Below are 17,517 nucleotides of genomic sequence, written 5' to 3' on the forward strand. Positions count from 1 at the left end.
ACGTTCGTTCGCAGGTCTTGATGATAGCGTGTTTATTGAGAGGGGTGGGCGTGAGTGGGTGAGGGACTGTCGGGGGCCGGCTTTCATGTCCGTCACGGCGTCCGCGCGAACGGCTGCCAACGCCTTAGCCCATCCTCGCCAGCAAACCCTAGCGCCTGTGGTGCCGCTCTTCCTTACGCTCTTCCGCCGCCTGCTCCTCCTGCTTAAAGGCGGGGTCGTCGGGGGTTACCAGCTCGTCCTCGTGCGTGCGCTTGTTGTAATGGTGGCGCAGCACGGGCTCAAACAGGTGCAGGTGCTTGGCGAAGGCTGCGGAGCCAATAGCGAGCACGGTAAAGATGAGCACGCGCATGGGGACCTCGACCTGATTAATGGCGGCGGCGCCGGCCGAAAGCATGATGCACCAGGCATAGATGAGCAGTACGGCCTGCTTTTGGTTGTAGCCCTCCTGAATCAGGCGATGGTGGATGTGGCCCTTGTCGGCCTGCCCGATGCTGATGTGGGCGCGCTTGCGGCGCACGATGGCGCTAAACGTGTCGATGATGGGCACGCCGGCAACGATGAGCGGGATGATAAGCGAGGTGAGCGCGGCGGTGCGGCTCACGTTGAGCAGCGAGATGGAGCCCAGCGCAAAGCCCAGAAGCAGCGACCCCGAGTCGCCCAAGAAGATGCTTGCGGGGTTGAAGTTGTAGCGCAAAAAGGCCAGGCAGGCGCCAAAGAGCGCAATGGAGAGCGCTGCGGCGTCGATGCGCCCCGAGAGAACGGCCATCGAAAACATGGTGAACGATGCGATGCCGCAGATGCCCGTGGCCAAGCCGTCGAGGCCGTCGATGAGGTTAATGATGTTGGTGAATGCCACCAGATAGATCACGGTGATGGGGTAGGCGAGCCATCCGAGCATGATTTCGCCGGGGGCAAACGGGTTGACGATGACGACGATCCGCAAGCCGCCGATACAGGCGATGAGCGCGGCGAGTACCTGACCGGCCAGTTTTTGTTTGGGCTTGAGCTGATAGACGTCGTCGATAGCGCCGGTCGCAAAGATGACGGTAAAGGAGAGCGCCAGCATGGGATAGCTAATGTGAAGGCGTGGGTGCGGTACCAGGACGGGCGGCCAGCCTAGGTGCCAGGTGCCTAGGATTTGCACAATGCAGGCAACGACCAGGCCCAAAAACACCGCCGTTCCGCCCAAACGCGGGATGGGCTTGGTGTTGATGCGGCGCTTAGAAGGATAGTCGACGGCGTCGAGCTTAATTGCCAAGCGCTTGACCAGGGGCACCGTGAGGAAGGTCGTGATAAAGGCCGCCGCTGCCACGCATAGATACGGTATGTAGCTCGGGGATAAAGCCATGAATCTAAAAACCGCCAAGCGTCGAAGGAAAAGGTCAAAGGTTGCTGCGCAAAAAGGCGTAGCTGACCCATGATACTCGACCGAGGGGGTGCGGAGGTTTGCACCGTGCGATTATCACGCGCTTACCAGATATTGGGATGTTGGTGGGGATTCTGCTGGATGCCACTGAGCGTCCATGTGGGGCCTGCAGTGGCGGTATTCAGAAAAATCGGCAAAAGAAAACCACCCCCCACGTTACGAAAATGAACCCACCTAAAACAGGTGGGTGCCCTCATCGACTGTTCCAGCGTCCTTAACAACGAAGGATACCTGTACTAGGTACGACTGTGTGGGCTCCCTAAATAAACGCGACGGTTCACCCAGTTGCTCCGCGGGGGGCGGAATACCTACATCATAAAGCGGCACTTTATCGATTCCAGTCTTGACATTACAAAAATCGTGTCGGACGATTACGGCGCTTTTAGGCTCGAGCCGTCTGTGCGGCCTAGCCCTTTACGTTTGAGCTGCTGAATCGTTGTTTTGGAGCATGTTTTTATGCCGACGTCGTTGACCGAACTTTTTTCGCCCGCTTGCCATTTGTGTCCGCGCCGTTGCGGTGCGGCGCGCGATGAGGGCGCGCGCGGCGTATGCGGTGCTAACGACACGCTTAAGGTGGCCCGCGCCGCACTTCATATGTGGGAGGAGCCGCCTATCTCGGGCGAGGCCGGCTCAGGCACGATCTTCTTTAGCGGCTGTTCGCTCAAATGCGTCTACTGCCAGAACCACGAGATCTCGACCGGCAATTTTGGCCTTGAGATTTCGCCTGAGCGCCTGGTCGAGATTATGCTGGAACTGCAGGACCAGGGTGCCAACAACATCAATTTGGTGACAGCGACGCACTATGCGCACCTGTTGCCTGCCGCGATTGCCGCGGCACGGACGCGCGGGCTGGTCATCCCAATCGTCTACAACACGAGCGGTTACGAGCGCGCGAGTGCCGTGGCGGCGCTGGGTGACCTGGTCGATGTGTGGCTCACCGACTTTAAATATGCCGATGCCGGGCTTGCGCAGTCGCTTTCTCATATCAAGGACTATCCGCGCGTGGCCGTGTCGGGCCTGGCACAGATGGCGCGCGAGGTCGAGCGCCGCGGGGGAGAGCTGGTGGACGAGGACGGGCTCATGAAGCGCGGCATCATCGTGCGTCACCTGGTGCTGCCGGGGCATGCGGATGACTCGTGCCGCGTGCTAGACCTGGTGTGGCAGACAGTGGGCGATGTGCCGATCTCGGTCATGAACCAGTACACGCCCAATGCCCTCATGCGTGAACAAGGCGGCGATCTGGCGCGCGCCGTAACGCGCGAGGAGTATGAGCAAGTGCTCGACCATGCCGACGACCTGGGCTTTACGACGATGTTTTGGCAAGAGGGCGGAGCGGTAGACGAGAGCTTCACCCCAGCGTTTGACACCACCGGTGTTCTTACCAGCGCAAAGTAGCGCGTTTGCCGATGATTTTTCTGGGACGGGGATTAAAAAATCATCGGTTGGTTCGCTCGCTCGAAAAGTAGTCAAAAAAGCCCCGTCCCAAAAAGACTGGTTATTGGGCGTTGACAGTTGGCGAGCCGTAGGTAAAATATCGACTTGTCCTGGGGACGTAGCTCAGTTGGGAGAGCGCTGCCGTCGCATGGCAGAGGCCGAGGGTTCGACTCCCTTCGTCTCCACCCTTGGATTTGATAAGCCGTCGACATTGTGTCGGCGGCTTTTTTTGAAAGAAAGGGCTGCACCATGGCCGAGCTTGAGTCCCAACCACTGTCTGCCGAGGAGCGCGCCGAGTTGGAAGAGCTCCGCGCCGAGAAGGCTCGTCGCGAGGCCCAGGAAGAGGCACGCCGCGAGCGTGAGGAGCTGGCCGCCCTGCGTGCCGAGCGTGCGAAGGCCGAGGAGGTCGCCGCGAACGCCGCATCCGCACCGGCACCCGCGCCCGCACTCAAGCCCGCTGCTGCGAAGCCTGCACCTGCCGCGCCCAAACCTCAGCCTAATAAGTTCGTTCGTTCCAAGTCCGTCGAGCCCAAGCCGAGCCGTGACGAGATGACCTTTGCCCAGCGCATGGTTACCTCCAAGGAGCCTACGGGCGAGAACGAGATCCCTGGCATGGCGCCGGCTCAAAAAATCATCATTGTCCTTGCCCTCATCGCGTTTGTCATCTTTATGGGCTACACGATCCTGACCAGCATGGGCCTGCTCTAACCGATTTGCATCGGGCGTCATGTCCGCATGCTCTGCTCTCGTTCAACCCTCAAATTCTGCACCACACATCCGAAAGGTCGCCCCATGGCTTTGACCGATATCTCTCATCCCACCGACATCGCAATGCTCACCGATCTGTACGAACTCACTATGGCCCAGGGCCTGTGGGAGAGCGGCAAGGCCAATGAGCAGGGTTGTTTTACCGCGTTTTACCGCGACCATCCCTTTGGCAGCGCCTATGCCGTCATGTGCGGCACTGCCGAGCTGCCCGAGCTAGTCGAGAATCTGCGCTTTACGCCCGAGGATATCGACTACCTCGCCTCGCTCCAGGCCCCGGCCGGCGGCGCGATGTTCAAGTCCGCATTCCTCGACTACCTGCGCGATTTTCGTGCGCATGTAAATATCGACGCCGTGCCCGAGGGCGAGCTCGTCTTTCCGCGCGAGCCCATGGTGCGCGTCACCGGCCCCGCGCTGGAGTGCCAGCTGCTCGAGACGGCGCTGCTCAACATCGTCGGCTTCCAGACGCTTGTCGCCACCAAGACGGCACGCGTGGTGCTGGCGGCGGACGGCCGTCCCGTTGCCGAGTTTGGCCTGCGCCGCGCTCAGGGTCCCGATGGCGGCCTGGCCGTCGCGCGCGCGAGCTACGTTGCCGGCTGCTCCTCTACGTCCAATGTGCTCGCCGGCCGCCGCTACGGTATTCCCGTCTTTGGCACGCATGCGCACAGCTGGGTGATGAGCTTCGATTCCGAGCTCGAGGCCTTCCGTGCCTTTGCCAAGTCGAGCCCCAAGAACTGTACGCTGCTTATCGACACCTATGACGTGCGCGAGGGCTGCGAGCATGCCATTACGGTTGCCAAGGAGATGGAGGCGGTGGGCGAGCGCCTGTCGGCTATTCGCATTGATTCGGGTGACCTTGCCAAGCTCTCCAAGTATGTTCGCGGCCGTTTTGATGCCGAGGGCCTGCCCTATGTGGGGATCTCGGTTTCTAACGATCTGGATGAGTACACGATTCAGTCGCTGCTCGACCAGGGCGCGCCCATCGACAGCTTTGGCGTGGGTACCAAGCTTGCGACCTGCTATGACCAGCCGGCGCTGGGTGGCGTGTACAAGCTTTCCGCCCGCCGTGCGAGCGAGGCAGATCCGTGGACGCCGGTGGTCAAGCTCTCCGAGCAGCCCTACAAGCGCACGATCCCGGGTGTGCAACGCGTGCGCCGTTATTACGACGGCTTTGGTGGCCCGGTCTGCGACATGATTTATGACGAGGACCATCTGGCAGGGGAGGGCGCCGCGCGCGGCAATACCCTCGTGGCCGTGAACGATGCCGCCCTGGTGACCGACGTGTCCGAACTTGAGTATCGCGAACTGCTGGTGCCGATCGTGCGCGATGGCAGTGCGGTGGCTCCGCGTGAGAGCATCCAGGACGCGCGCGAGCGCTGTGCTTGGGCGCTCGATCATCTGGACACAGCTTTTAAGCGCTTCCTGTACCCGCAGACCTATGTGGTGGGCATGGAGCAGGGTTTGGCCCAGGTACGCGACGAGCTCGTGCGCAAGAACATGGCCGCGGCTTCTGCCTTTCCCTGGGCTCACTAATGGACTTGGGCGGTAAGGGCGAATCGCGTTCCTTCGGCCGCTAGCTCGCCCGTTCGCTGAACATTCGATTGGTTTAACGTATGACGACTTCTTATAAAACGATGGTGGTAAAGATCGGTTCGTCCACGGTGGTGGGGGCCGACGGAAAGGTCAACCGTGCCTTTATCGGTGGACTTGCCGATCAGGCCGCAGCGCTGCGCAAGCTCGGCTGGCGTCTGGTCGTGGTGAGCTCGGGCGCTATCGCCTGTGGCTATCCCGTGTTGGGCTTCGACCGCAAGCCGGTCGGCGACCTGCCGAGCCTGCAGGCCTGCGCCTCGGCTGGTCAGTGCATCATCTCGTCGGCCTACGACGAGGAGTTCCATGCGCGCGACCTGCTCACCTCGCTCGTGCTGCTCACGCGCCACGACACGGCGCGCCGTACGTCCTATCTGCACGCTCGCGACGCCCTGCTGCGCCTAGTGGAGCTGGGCGTGGTGCCGGTTGTCAACGAGAACGACACCGTCACCGTCGATGAAATCAAGTTTGGCGACAATGACACGCTGGCGGCGCTTGTGAGCTGCCTGGTTTCTGCCGATCTGTGCGTGACGCTCTCGGACATCGACGGCCTTTACACCGCCAATCCGCATGAGGATCCTGCGGCCGAGTTTGTCCCGGTCGTGCATAAGATCGATGCCAAGATTATTGCCTCGGCGGGCGATTCTTCCACATCGGTGGGAACGGGCGGCATGATTACCAAGATTCGCGCGAGCCGCATTCTGATGACGGCGGGCATTCAGAGCGTCATCTGCTCGGGCGAGGAGCCCGATGCGCTCGTGCGCCTCGCCCGCGGAGAGAGCGTGGGCACGCTGTTCGATCCGCCGGCGGAGCGTCTGGACATCGCACCCCGCAAGCTGTGGATCGCACTGGGCGACAAGGCACATGGCTCGGTGACGGTCGATGATGGTGCTGCGAAGGCGCTGGTCAGCCGGGGCTCTTCCCTGCTTGCGGTGGGTATTCGCGAGGTCGATGGCGCGTTTGCCGAGGGCGATGTGCTCGACGTGTGTGACCCGAGCGGCATGGTCGTCGCCCGCGGTATCGCCGAGGCCGATTCGGACGTGCTGGAGCTTGCGGCCGGCCGCCGCCAGGATCAGATTGTCAGCAACCGCCTGCTGGCGGATCTGGCCGAAAAGCCGGCGATACACAGGGATAACTTGATCGTATTTGCATAAAGAAAGACAGTGCTGTGGATCGTTTCCCGCAGAGCTGTCTTTTTCGTGCCGGCACTTGGGGACGTTCCTTTTGTGCCGGCACTTTGGGACGCTCCTTTGCTAGAAGATTCGACGCAGGTCTCCGCGGTTGAGGGCTTCGTCGAAGAGGTGCTTGAATACCACGCTGCCGTGCAGGCCGTCGTGCTCGAACTCGTTGGTCACCCAGGCGTGCGAGTTGCCCACGCGGCTGAGCGTGTCGAGCTGCATGCCCGAGTCCACGTACATGTCATCGAAGTATACCGCGGCCTGGAGCGGTACCTCGTTACAGGCCAGGCGCTGCGGGTCGTAGATCTTGTCCCAGCTGGTGTCCTCCATCAGCAGGTCCATCGCCGGCTTGAAGGGCTTAAGTTCGGGCATCTGCTCAAACATCCACGGGAACATGGCCTCGCCGGTAAACATGAGCGGGCGTGCGAGGGTGTCGAACTCGGCACGATGGGCTTTCTCTTCTGCTGCGGCCCAGCGAATGGGCATGGTGTCGCCGTCGGCGTAGATGAACTCCTGCAGTGTCCAGTACAGCGGGTTCGTGCGCGTATTGGTGCGCTCGAAAGCGCGCATCAAAAAGCTGTCGGATACCGAGGCGCCGCAGCTCAGCGTGCCGTCACCATCAACAAACGCGTGGTCGATAATCCAGTGCATGCGCTCAAAGCTCGGCTTCATGCCAAAGTCGCTGCCCATGAGCTGCAGACGCTCGACCGTCATCGGCGAACCGTCGGGCAGTGCGGGCTTTTGCACCTCGATCGCATCGGCCAGCGCCGCCACGCGCTCGACATCGGCGGGGTAGCGGTCGTAATACTGCTGGGTCTTGGCCGCCATGCGCGGGAAAGTGTGCGCGTAGACCTCGCTGGCGCTCGCCGGCACGTGCGGAATGCCGCCGCAGGTAAAGCTTGCCGTCACGCCCTCCGGGAAGAGGGACAGATAACTCAGCGTCAAAAATCCGCCGTAGCTCTGGCCGATCGTGACCCAGGGCTTGCCGCCAAAGCCCACCAGACGCAGGTACTCAAAATCGCGCACGATGGAGCTGGCGAGGTGACGCTTGAGAAAGTCTGCCTGCGAGCGGGCCGCATCGGCGCCGGTTGCCTCCGCGCGCTCGCCCAGGGCTGCGATCGTGCGTCCGTCAACACAGCTGCTGCGTCCGGTGCCGCGCTGGTCGGGCAGCACGACACGGAAATGCTTGACGGCCTCCTCGATCCAGCCGTCGCTGGTGGGCGACAGCGGACGCGGGCTCTCGCCGCCGGGGCCGCCCTGCAAAAAGAGGAGGAGCGGCAGATCTTCGTTGATGCGGTCGGGTGCGCAAACCACGCGGTAGAAAAGCTTGATGCTCTCGGGCGCGCCGGCGATGGGCGCCGGCATGGCGCCGCGGCGCATAGTGCTGCCGACGGCCAAAAGCATTGGCTCAAGGCCGCGCCAGTCGAGAGGGACATCGATGCTGTGGTCCTCGACATACAGGCCGGGGACGTGGTACGAAGTGATGAGCGCCATGTAATGCTTCCATTCGTTGCGGTGTTTCGGGTTGACCAATTCTACCGCCGTCGGCGAGGATGCGCATAAATCGGCTACCATGGTTGGCAAACATCTAAGAGAAAGGGCCGCCCATGTCGGTCGATATAGCCACGTATGTCCACGATCTTGCCGTCGAGGCCAAGGCCGCTTCAGCCGCGCTTGCCACGGCGAGCGATGCCCAGCGCCAGGAGGCCGTGCGCGCCATGGCCGCGGCGCTGCGCGACGGTGTCGATTGCATCATTGCCGCCAACGAGCTCGATATGTCTTCCGCGCGCGATGCGGGCACCTCGGCCGGACTGCTCGACCGCCTGCTGTTGACGCCCGAGCGCGTTGATGGCATGGCCGCCGGCCTGGAGAAGCTCGCTGAGCTGCCCGATCCCGTGGGCCGCGTGCTCGACCATCGCGTGCTTGCAAGTGGTGTGGACCTTACGCGTGTGACTGTGCCGCTGGGTCTGGTTGCCATGGTCTACGAGGCACGTCCCAACGTGACGGCCGACGCCGCGGGCATCTGCATCCGCACCGGCAACGCCTGCATCCTGCGCGGCGGTTCGCTGGCGTATCACTCGTGCGCCATGATTGCCGAGCTGCTGGCCGATGCGCTTGAGGCCCAGGGTTTCCCGCGCGAGGCAGTGTCGATGATCGAGTCTACCGACCGCGAGGCCACCGGCGAGCTCATGAAGCTCCGCGGCATCGTCGATGTGCTCATTCCGCGTGGCGGTGCGGGCTTGATTCAGCGTTGTGTGCGCGAGTCGCTCGTACCGGTGATCGAGACGGGCACGGGCAACTGTCACATCTACGTGCATGAATCCGCCGACTTTGATAAGGCGCTCAACATTATCGTCAACGCTAAGACGCAGCGCGTGGGCGTGTGCAATGCCGCCGAGTCGCTGCTGGTCGACCGCGCCGTGGCAGACACGTTTTTGCCCGCGGCTGTGGCTGTGCTGCACGACCACGGCGTGCTCATTCACGGCGACGAGGCCACGTGCGCCGCATGCGCCGACGCCGGTCTTGCCGAGGGCGACGACTACGTGGCCGCGACCGAGGAGGATTGGGGCCACGAGTATCTGGCGCTCGAGATGAGCGTGAAGGTCGTGGCGGACGAGGATGAGGCCATCGCGCACATCAACCGCTACGGCACCATGCATTCCGAGGCCATCATCGCCGAGGACGCGGACGCTTGCGAGCGCTTTTTGGATGAGATCGATGCCTCGGCCGTGTATGCCAATGCCAGTACGCGCTTCACCGACGGCGGCGAGTTTGGACTGGGCGCCGAGATCGGCATCTCGACCCAAAAGCTCCACGCCCGCGGCCCCTTTGCCGCCGAGGCCCTCACCACCTACAAATACAAGCTCCGCGGTACCGGCCAGGTCCGCCCCTAAACCTCCCGTAAGCAAAAACCACCACGAAGGGGACAGGCACCTTTGTGGTGGTTTTTGCTTCCTCGCGCATTCGTTCGTTGCTCAAATGTATCTAAGCATATTTTCGTTAAGCAATAGATGGCATTTCGGCAGGTGGGCGGCATAATCGGTGAATAGATTCTCGCCGCTTTGCGTGCGTCGCGGGGTTATTTTTGACATGAGAGCAAGGAGATGCCCATGTCAAGAAAACCTCGGCAGAAATCGCAGATTGGCCTATATCACATTACGATGAGGGGCAACGGCAAGCAGCTTCTATTTGAGGATGATGCAGACAGGAGGCGGCTGTTGTCGCTTGTCCGGTCGTCGTTATCGAGGTTCAACGTCAAACTTATTGCTTGGTGCCTGATGGGCAATCACGTGCATCTTGTCGCGAGCGATCCCGATGATAACGTAAGTGAGTCCATGCACCTTGTCATGTCTTGCTACGCAACATGGTATAACCGCCGGCATGGGCATGTCGGCCACGTTTTTCAGGATAGATTTTCGAGCACTCCCATTTCGAGCGAGGAACATCTTCTTGATGCTATTCGATACGTGCATTTCAATCCGCAAAAAGCCGGTATTTGTCCGTATGGCGAGTATCGATGGAGCAGCCATTTGGATTATGCTGAACGCGACCCAGCTATTGCGACGGTCGATTTGGCGTTTGTTCGCCTTGCGTTTCCGCGCGCTTGCGACTATCGGGCCTTTATGGACGCATCCGATGTCGTGGTTGTTCGTCCGTCAGCGGGTGGGCGCATCGATGAAGATGAAGCTTTAGATGTGGGGATATCGCTGGTTCGCTCGTTTGGGCTGAGTGAGCTTTCCGATGTTAAAGCCCTCGATAAGGCCAAACGAAATGAGATTTTGGCTGCGATGCGGAGCGCCGGCCTTTCGATCCGTCAGATTCAGCGCCTGACGGGTGTAGGGGAGTGGTCGATTCGCAAGGCAGGTTAGCTCGTTCTGATGCAAACAAAAACCACCACAAAGGTGCCTGTCCCCTTTGTGGTGGTTTTAGTGTTAGGCCTGGAAGGTGTCGCGATCGGGAGCGAAGGACTGCATGGCCGCGATGGTGCGGTCAAAGAGCTCGGGGAGTTCCCAGCCCAGCATCTCGGCGCCCTGCGAAATCACGTCGCGCGAGCAGCCGGCGGCAAAGCGCTTGTCCTTGAACTTCTTCTTGAGCGACTTGGTCGTAAAGTCCATGACGCTCTTGCTCGGTCGCATGATGACGGCAGCTCCGATCAGGCCGGTAAGTTCGTCGCAGGCAAACAGGATCTTCTCCATCTGCAGCTCGGGCTTGGGCAGCGAAGTGTTGAAATCGGACGTGTGCGACTGAATGGCACGGATGAGCTCAGGAGAGGCACCTTCGCCTTCGAGGATCTCGGCAGCGTAGATGGTGTGGTTCATGGGGTCGTCCTCATGCTCCTCCCAATCCAGGTCGTGGAGCAGGCCGACGATGCCCCAGAACTCCTCGTTCTCGGGGTCGAACTCGCGCGCAAAGTAGCGCATGGTGCCCTCGACGGTTTCGCCATGGGTGATGTGGAACGGATCCTTGTTGTGCTCGTTGAGCAGTTCGAATGCGCGGTCGCGGGTGATTCCGGCGGTAAGCGACTCTGCCATAACAGACTCCTTGTGCTCGTGGGTATCGATAAGATTGAATACTACTAGAACAAGAAAACCACCACAAAGGTGCCTGTCCCCTTTGTGGTGGTTTTGGCGTGGGCAGGTTAGTTGAGGGCGGCTTGGGCTAGGCGGGCTTCGGCGGCCTCTTCGGTGACGCCCAGGGCCACGGCGAACTCCTCTATAGAGCGGCGCTTGGCCTCCTTGAGCACACGCATGTAGTAGGAACTGGGCTTTTTATCAGCTTCCTCGGCCTGGCGAATGCGGTGCATCATGGTTTTTGCCACGCGGACCGTCTCGGGCGCGCCCAGCTTGAGCTGCTGCTTAAAGTGCGTCTCCTCAAGCGAGCTGTTGCGCTCGGTAAAAGTGTCGCACTCCAGCTCGTCGTAGTGGCTCAGCAGGTGCTCGGCATCCTGCTGAGAGATGGCGGCATGCAGACGGTCGGCTTGCGCCACGGGGTACATGAGGATCGTCTGCGCATGTCCCTGCTTGGTCTCGAGCAGCAACATGGGCTGCGGCGTGTCGTCCCTAAAACCGACGACGGTGCAGACTCCCTGGCCCGGATGAATGACGTGTTGACCGATTGAGAACATGCTACCTCCAGCTTATACGAATTTGCGTATGTCTAGAATACCACGCTGACGTGCGCAAACCATCGCTTTATGCAGGAAAAGCACACAATTCCGATAGGTAAGAATATTCGATATTCCGAGCAGCTCATGCGCGTGTTTATGCATTTTCGGCAGATGCACAATCAGCAGGCAAACCGCCATCTTTGAGTGGCCCTGTGCGAGCTGTAGTCATTTTTGTGCATATGCAATATCGATTAACTTTACCCTGCGACAGTAGTTACCGCTTGTGATAGAGTGCTACAAACTCTGGCTTTTGCCCTACGAGTGACCAAGAGCTCGGGGGCTTTAACACAAGGAGGATCTATGCCCGAGAAGATTGAAGAGCTGGTACGCGCTGCGCTTGCTGCGGCCCAGGAGGCCGGCGACCTTTCCGCATTTGAACTTGACGATTGCGCTATCGAGCGACCGGCCGACACTTCTCATGGCGAGTGGACCTCCACCATGGCCCTGAAGTCCGCCAAGCTGGCTCACTGCGCCCCGCGCAAGATTGCCGAGGCCATCGTTGCCCATATGCCCGAGGACCCCGCGATTGAGAAGGTCGAGATCGCAGGCCCCGGCTTCATTAACTTCTACCTCTCCGTTGCCGTCAAGAACGCCATTTTTGGCGAGGCCCGCGAGAAAGGCATGGACTTCGCTAAGTCTAACGTCGGTGGTGGCCTGAAGACCCAGGTCGAGTTCGTCTCCGCCAACCCTGTCGGCCCCATGCACATCGGCCACGGCCGCTGGGCCGCTCTGGGCGACTCCCTTTGCCGCGTTATGGACCACGCCGGTTACGACATCCAGCGTGAGTTCTACATCAACGACCACGGTTCTCAGATGAACACCTTCGGCAACTCCATCAGCACGCGCTATATGCAGCTTGCCGATATCATTGCCAAGCAGGGCGTTGATATCGACGAGGCTCACAAGCTGCTGATCGCCGACCGTGACGCCTTCGTTGCCGACGAGAACGACGAGCATCCCGAGACCCATCCGTATCAGGACAACTTTGCCGAGACCCTGGGCAAGGACTCCTACGGCGGCGACTACATCATCGATGAGGCTGCCGAGTTCTGGCGTACCGACGGCGACAAGTGGGTCGACGCCGATCCGCAGGAGCGCATGGAGAGCTTCCGTGAGCGCGGCTATGTGAAGATGGTCGACAACATGCGCGACCTCTGCCACGCCGTCAACTGCGACTTCGATCGTTGGTACTCCGAGCGCTCGCTGTATGTGAAGGACACCGAGGGCGAGACCGCCGGCACCTCTGCCGTCGACCGCGCTTTTGAGAAGCTCGACAAGATGGGCTACCTCTACACCAAGGACGGCGCCCTGTGGTTCCGTTCCACCGATCTGGGCGACGACAAAGACCGCGTCCTAATCAAGTCCGACGGCGAGTACACCTACTTCGCCTCCGACGTCGCCTATCACTGGGATAAGTTCCAGCGCGTCGATCACGTCATAGACATCTGGGGCGCCGACCACCACGGTTACATCGAGCGCGTCCGCTGCGTCTGCGACGCTCTCGGTTACCCCGGTAAGTTCGAGGTTCTGCTGGGCCAGCTCGTCAACCTGCTGCGCAACGGCAAGCCCGTCCGTATGTCCAAGCGTAAGGGTACCATGGTGACTCTGCAGGAGCTCGTCGATGAGGTCGGCTCCGATGCCGCTCGCTACACGCTCATCTCCAAGAGCTCCAATCAGATGGTCGACTTCGACATCGAGGCCGTTAAGAAGCGCGATAACTCCAACCCGGTCTATTACGTGCAGTATGCTCACGCCCGCGTGTGCTCCATCCTGCGCCGTGCCGCTGACGTTACGCCCGAGCAGGCTGACGAGATGGGCATGAAGGCCGTCGCCGCCAAGGCCATCGGTGAGAACGTCGATTACTCGCTGCTGACTGATCCGACCGAGCTCGCCCTTTCGCGTAAGCTCAACGAGCTCACCGACCTGATTGCCAGCTGCGCTCGCGATCGCGCTCCGTTCCGTCTGACGCATTTTGCCGAGGAGCTCGCCGGCGACTTCCATAGCTTCTACGCTGCCTGCCAGGTGCTGCCGAGCGAGGGCCGTCCCGTCGACCCCGAGCTTTCGCGTGCCCGTCTGGCCGCTTGCGACGCCGTTCGCGTGACGCTCGCCCTGGTGCTCACCCTCGTTGGCGTCTCCGCGCCCGAGCAGATGTAATCTGCGGTTCATTTGACCGTGTAGGTTCGGCTTTGCTGAGCCCTATAAGCCCGATCTCCATGCGGAGGTCGGGCTTTTTGCGTTTGGCGGGGCTTTTTGGCGTGTTGGAAAATGCTACAAAAACGCAACTATACCGCTTTACGGGGCTGAATCGCTGCCTGGCGACCATAGCGACAGCAGTGAAAATAAAACCGCAGGTAGACGGCTTGCCGAATATTAAAATGCAGGGTATGGTTGGCTTGCGCCGTTCTTGCACCGTAATCCGCCATAGTTTTGAAAATGACCCCTTGGGGACGGAGGAAAACGGATCATTTATGTCCCGGGGGAGAGCGGTACGAAACCGTCCGCCACGAATCGGGCTTATCTACTACGTTTAGTCGCATACCCCGAACCATGTCGAAAGGCGCGATATTAAAACCGCAGGTAGCGGGATTGCGATTTTAGGAAGACCGAGGGAATGGTCAGGGGTCGCGGGCCAAACGTAGTAGATAGGCGCGATTCGTGGCGAGTCGATCCTGGGACTGACGATTCTGCCCCCGTGCCTCGTGGTCACTACGATCTTTGGGGGCTCGGCTGGCCTCTCCATATAAGTTGCAGTGGAATAGTTCCTGTTTGGGGCGGCTGCCGGGTTTTTCAGGAGCTCTTTCACTGCAACTTATGAGAGCTGGATTTCGCCGCCCGCGGCTTTGTAAAGAGTGTCCCTTTTGACTAGTCGTTTAAGAACGTCCCCAATGACTAAGTTGCAGGTGGCGGCGGTTGTGTTACACTAACGCTGCGTAGTTGACGCAATCATCTCGATACAGATCAATGATGTCCGTCGTTTTGAACGGAACTAGACTGTTTAGCCGTCCTGAAGGTTTATGCAGGGAGCATGTGATCACAGGGCTTGAAAAGAAAGTTGAGCAAACACTGTGTCTGATCAACAGCAAGAAAACGAAATAACGACGACGCAGGCCGCTCCCGCTGCACCGGTTGCGTCGGACCAGGTCACGGCGCCCGCGCAAGCCTCGGCTCCTGAGACGCCCAAGGCTGCTTCGACGCCTACGCCTGCAGCGGCTGAGAAGGCCGTGTCTGCAACTAGTGAGGAGGCTGCTCCGGCAAAGCCCAAGCGCACGCGCCGCACGGCCAAGCCTGCCGCTGACGGCGAGGAGGTCACCAAGCCCAAGCGCCGTACCACGCGCACGACGCGCGTCAAGCGCACCGTTGCAACAGACTCCTCGGCGCCGATTTCCGATGAGGTCGCGCAAGCACGTGCGTTGGCGCAGATTAGCGAGGCTCAGGTGGTGCGTGCCCGCCGTCGTGCTGCCGAGCGCGAGGCCGCGGCTCTGACCGAGCTTGCAGCTCCGTCTGTGCCCGAGACGCCTGCCGCCACCGAGACCCCTGCCTCCGACCAGCCGACCGAGAAGCCGGCACCTCGCTCACGCCGTCGCACGGCTGCTAAGGCCGAGCAGGTTGCCGAACGGGTAACCCCCGAGCTCACTGAGGCTTCGGTCCGTTCCGCGGCAGGGAAGGGCGCATCGCCTGCTGAGCCTGCTGAGCCTGCTGCGCCTGTCGAGGCCGGCGAAGTTCCCGTTGTCGATCCGGCTTTGCGCCCGCACCGTCGCGGTCGCAAGCCCAAGGCCTTCGTCGAGGCCGAGAAGGCCGCAGCCGCAGCCGCCGCCGCTCGGGATGCTGCGGCGACCGCCGAGTCTGCAACCGCTGCCGACGCGCCCGTCCAGGATGCTACGACTTCCGAGGCCGCTCCCGCCGATGCCGAGCCCGCCGACGTCCGTCCCGGTCGCAGCCGTCGCACCGCTGCTAAGCGCACGTCCAAGGCTAAAGCTGCTAAGAAGGGCGCGTCCGAGGATTCCGCCGAGACGACCGCCGATGCATCGACTGATGTCGCCGAGCCTCAGGACGTCGAACAGCCTGCGTCCGAGAAACCCAAGCGCGGCCGTAAGAAGTCCGCTAGGGCCAAGGCCGCCGAGCAGCAGGCTGATGTCGAAGCGCAGGTCGATACCGGCGCCGAGGCCAATGACGCCGCCGCGGCCAATGTTGACACCGCCGCAACCGATGGCGCCGCGCCCGCCGAGGGCGAAGACGGCGCTCGCCCCAACCGTCGCCAGCACAAGCGCAACGACGAGCGCAACGAGCGCAAGGATGACCGCAACAACGACCGCCGCAACCGCCAGCGAGATCGCAAGCAGCGCAACAAGGAGCGTAATGCCGCTCCCACCGAGCCCACGCTTTCGCGCGAGGAACTCGCGGCCATGAAGGTCGCCGAGCTGCGCGAAAAGGCCAAGGAGTTCGAGATCGAGACGACCGGCAAGAAGAAGGCCGAGCTCGTCGAGGAAATCTACACCACCGCTGCGAAGGCCGAAGGCTTCCGCGACATCAAGGGCATTCTGCAGATTCGCCCGGACAGCTCCGGCATCATCCACGCCCATGGCTACATGAAGTCCAACGACGACGCCTTCGTGCCTGCCTACCTCATCCGCTCCGCGCGTCTGCGCACGGGCGATGTCATCGAGGGCTCGCTGCGTCCTTCGCGCGGCGGCGACAAGCGCGCCGGCCTCGCCAAGATCACGACCGTCAACGGTCTGGACCCCGAGCAGATTCGCAACCGTCCCAAGTTCGGCGACCTCACCCCGGTCTATCCCAACGAGCCGCTGCGCATGGAGCACGGCAAGGACTCCATTACCGGTCGCGCCATCGACATCGTGTCGCCGATCGGCAAGGGTCAGCGTGGCCTGATCGTGTCCCCGCCCAAGGCCGGCAAGACCACGATCCTCAAGAAGATCTGCCAGTCTATCTCGATTAACAACCCCGAGGTGCACCTCATCTGCCTGCTCGTCGACGAGCGCCCCGAAGAGGTCACCGATATGCAGCGTTCTATCAAGGGCGAGGTTGTGGCGTCGACCTTCGATATGCCCGCCGACAACCACACCCGCGTGGCCGAGCTCGTCATCGAGCGTGCCAAGCGCATTGTTGAGCTGGGCGGCGATGTTGTGGTGGTGCTCGACTCCATCACGCGTCTTGCCCGCGCCTACAACTTGGCGGCGCCCGCCTCAGGCCGCATCCTTTCGGGCGGCGTCGATTCGGCGGCGCTGTATCCGCCCAAGCGCTTCCTGGGTGCAGCCCGTAATATCGAGAACGGTGGCTCGCTCACCATCCTGGCCTCTGCCCTCATCGACACCGGTTCCAAGATGGACGAGGTCATCTTTGAGGAGTTCAAGGGCACCGGCAACATGGAGCTTAAGCTCGACCGCGACCTGGCCGACCGCCGCATCTTCCCGGCTATCGACCCCGTTGCCTCCGGTACGCGTAACGAGGACCTGTTGGTCGACGAGCAGATGCGTCCGTTTGTCTTTGGTCTGCGTCGCATTCTTGCCGGCATGAACAACACCGAACGCGCAGCCGCGTCGTTCATCAAGGGTCTTAAGGGCACCAACACCAACCAGGAGTTCCTGGTGCGTTCGGCCAAAAAGCACAGTGACTACGAGCAGACGTTCTAGGTTGTCATCCACGCGCAGCGATAGTCATCAATGCGGTAAAGGGTCGGGGCTTTGAGCCTCGGCCCTTTTCCATATCGCCGCTCCGCGCTTATTTTTGACCATAAGACAGGCAAGCAGCAGGTTTCCCGTTTCAATCCGACATTGTCGCTTGCAATCGACAGGGCGGTTTCGCATAATAGCTTTTAAGCTTCGCGACGGAAAACGCAGATGAAACGAACCATATACCGTTGCTTTGGGGCATAGCCCCGCTTCATCTTCTCTCGCGCAGCCAACTGAATGATGCGATTTGGGTGCTGGAAGATGGGGAGAGCT

General features: G+C 61.0%; 12 protein-coding genes and 1 tRNA gene. 9 read left to right on the forward strand and 4 right to left on the reverse strand.

The features are described 5' to 3' along the window. Window positions 1-148: 148 nt before the first annotated feature. Window positions 149-1,348, reverse strand: a complete 1,200-nt coding sequence (locus DWZ22_RS08060; RefSeq protein WP_117743957.1) for an MraY family glycosyltransferase — start codon at window positions 1,346-1,348, stop codon at window positions 149-151. Between the two features lie 534 nt (window positions 1,349-1,882). On the opposite strand from DWZ22_RS08060, the gene DWZ22_RS08065 reads away from it, so the two are divergent. The 5 genes from DWZ22_RS08065 (at window position 1,883) to proB (ending at window position 6,366) form a co-directional block, all read left to right on the forward strand. After that, window positions 1,883-2,821: a radical SAM protein gene (locus DWZ22_RS08065; RefSeq protein ID WP_117763106.1), complete on the forward strand. Its 939-nt coding sequence runs from the start codon at window positions 1,883-1,885 to the stop codon at window positions 2,819-2,821. 151 nt (window positions 2,822-2,972) lie between these two features. Continuing rightward, window positions 2,973-3,045, forward strand: a tRNA-Ala gene (locus DWZ22_RS08070). 64 nt (window positions 3,046-3,109) lie between these two features. Then, on the forward strand, window positions 3,110-3,568 hold the full coding sequence (locus DWZ22_RS08075; protein WP_118405864.1) for a hypothetical protein: 459 nt from the start codon (window positions 3,110-3,112) through the stop codon (window positions 3,566-3,568). A gap of 84 nt (window positions 3,569-3,652) precedes the next feature. Continuing rightward, a complete protein-coding gene (locus DWZ22_RS08080; protein ID WP_118405865.1) occupies window positions 3,653-5,158 on the forward strand; it encodes a nicotinate phosphoribosyltransferase in 1,506 nt (501 codons plus the stop codon). A gap of 80 nt (window positions 5,159-5,238) precedes the next feature. Further along, complete coding sequence (gene proB, locus DWZ22_RS08085) at window positions 5,239-6,366, forward strand: glutamate 5-kinase (protein WP_117735603.1); 1,128 nt, start codon at window positions 5,239-5,241, stop codon at window positions 6,364-6,366. A 99-nt stretch (window positions 6,367-6,465) separates the two neighbouring features. On the opposite strand, the gene DWZ22_RS08090 is transcribed toward proB, so the two are convergent. Then, window positions 6,466-7,884, reverse strand: a complete 1,419-nt coding sequence (locus DWZ22_RS08090) for an alpha/beta fold hydrolase (RefSeq protein WP_118405866.1) — start codon at window positions 7,882-7,884, stop codon at window positions 6,466-6,468. Window positions 7,885-7,997: 113 nt separating this feature from the next. On the opposite strand from DWZ22_RS08090, the gene DWZ22_RS08095 reads away from it, so the two are divergent. Both DWZ22_RS08095 and DWZ22_RS08100 read left to right on the forward strand, forming a co-directional pair. Then, complete coding sequence (locus tag DWZ22_RS08095) at window positions 7,998-9,284, forward strand: glutamate-5-semialdehyde dehydrogenase (RefSeq protein WP_117735605.1); 1,287 nt, start codon at window positions 7,998-8,000, stop codon at window positions 9,282-9,284. Between the two features lie 216 nt (window positions 9,285-9,500). Continuing rightward, the gene (locus tag DWZ22_RS08100; protein ID WP_158550252.1) at window positions 9,501-10,259 is read left to right on the forward strand and encodes a transposase; all 759 of its coding nucleotides are present in this window, start codon (window positions 9,501-9,503) and stop codon (window positions 10,257-10,259) included. A 63-nt stretch (window positions 10,260-10,322) separates the two neighbouring features. Here the strand turns inward: DWZ22_RS08100 and DWZ22_RS08105 are convergent, their stop codons facing one another. Together DWZ22_RS08105 and DWZ22_RS08110 are read right to left on the reverse strand one after the other, a co-directional pair. Further along, complete coding sequence (locus DWZ22_RS08105) at window positions 10,323-10,922, reverse strand: HD domain-containing protein (protein WP_117743969.1); 600 nt, start codon at window positions 10,920-10,922, stop codon at window positions 10,323-10,325. Window positions 10,923-11,029: 107 nt separating this feature from the next. Then, window positions 11,030-11,515 (reverse strand): CarD family transcriptional regulator, encoded by a 486-nt coding sequence (locus DWZ22_RS08110; RefSeq protein ID WP_006235480.1) that lies wholly within the window; start codon window positions 11,513-11,515, stop codon window positions 11,030-11,032. 342 nt (window positions 11,516-11,857) lie between these two features. On the opposite strand from DWZ22_RS08110, the gene argS reads away from it, so the two are divergent. Together argS and rho are read left to right on the forward strand one after the other, a co-directional pair. Continuing rightward, window positions 11,858-13,711 carry an arginine--tRNA ligase gene (argS, locus tag DWZ22_RS08115; RefSeq protein ID WP_117655689.1) on the forward strand — a complete coding sequence of 618 codons (1,854 nt, stop codon included), beginning with the start codon at window positions 11,858-11,860 and terminating at the stop codon, window positions 13,709-13,711. Window positions 13,712-14,622: 911 nt separating this feature from the next. Further along, window positions 14,623-17,205 carry a transcription termination factor Rho gene (rho, locus tag DWZ22_RS08120; RefSeq protein WP_233546475.1) on the forward strand — a complete coding sequence of 861 codons (2,583 nt, stop codon included), beginning with the start codon at window positions 14,623-14,625 and terminating at the stop codon, window positions 17,203-17,205. The last annotated feature ends 312 nt before the right edge of the window (window positions 17,206-17,517 follow it).

Source organism: Collinsella sp. AF31-11 (assembly GCF_003475605.1).
Lineage (GTDB): Bacteria > Actinomycetota > Coriobacteriia > Coriobacteriales > Coriobacteriaceae > Collinsella.

Bases quoted from the DNA above. Each gene is read 5' to 3' on its own strand.
- DWZ22_RS08060 (WP_117743957.1), bottom strand. From the start codon at position 1,348: ATGGCTTTATCCCCGAGCTACATACCGTATCTATGCGTGGCAGCGGCG.
- DWZ22_RS08065 (WP_117763106.1), top strand. From the start codon at position 1,883: ATGCCGACGTCGTTGACCGAACTTTTTTCGCCCGCTTGCCATTTGTGT.
- DWZ22_RS08075 (WP_118405864.1), top strand. From the start codon at position 3,110: ATGGCCGAGCTTGAGTCCCAACCACTGTCTGCCGAGGAGCGCGCCGAG.
- DWZ22_RS08080 (WP_118405865.1), top strand. From the start codon at position 3,653: ATGGCTTTGACCGATATCTCTCATCCCACCGACATCGCAATGCTCACC.
- proB (WP_117735603.1), top strand. From the start codon at position 5,239: ATGACGACTTCTTATAAAACGATGGTGGTAAAGATCGGTTCGTCCACG.
- DWZ22_RS08090 (WP_118405866.1), bottom strand. From the start codon at position 7,884: ATGGCGCTCATCACTTCGTACCACGTCCCCGGCCTGTATGTCGAGGAC.
- DWZ22_RS08095 (WP_117735605.1), top strand. From the start codon at position 7,998: ATGTCGGTCGATATAGCCACGTATGTCCACGATCTTGCCGTCGAGGCC.
- DWZ22_RS08100 (WP_158550252.1), top strand. From the start codon at position 9,501: ATGTCAAGAAAACCTCGGCAGAAATCGCAGATTGGCCTATATCACATT.
- DWZ22_RS08105 (WP_117743969.1), bottom strand. From the start codon at position 10,922: ATGGCAGAGTCGCTTACCGCCGGAATCACCCGCGACCGCGCATTCGAA.
- DWZ22_RS08110 (WP_006235480.1), bottom strand. From the start codon at position 11,515: ATGTTCTCAATCGGTCAACACGTCATTCATCCGGGCCAGGGAGTCTGC.
- argS (WP_117655689.1), top strand. From the start codon at position 11,858: ATGCCCGAGAAGATTGAAGAGCTGGTACGCGCTGCGCTTGCTGCGGCC.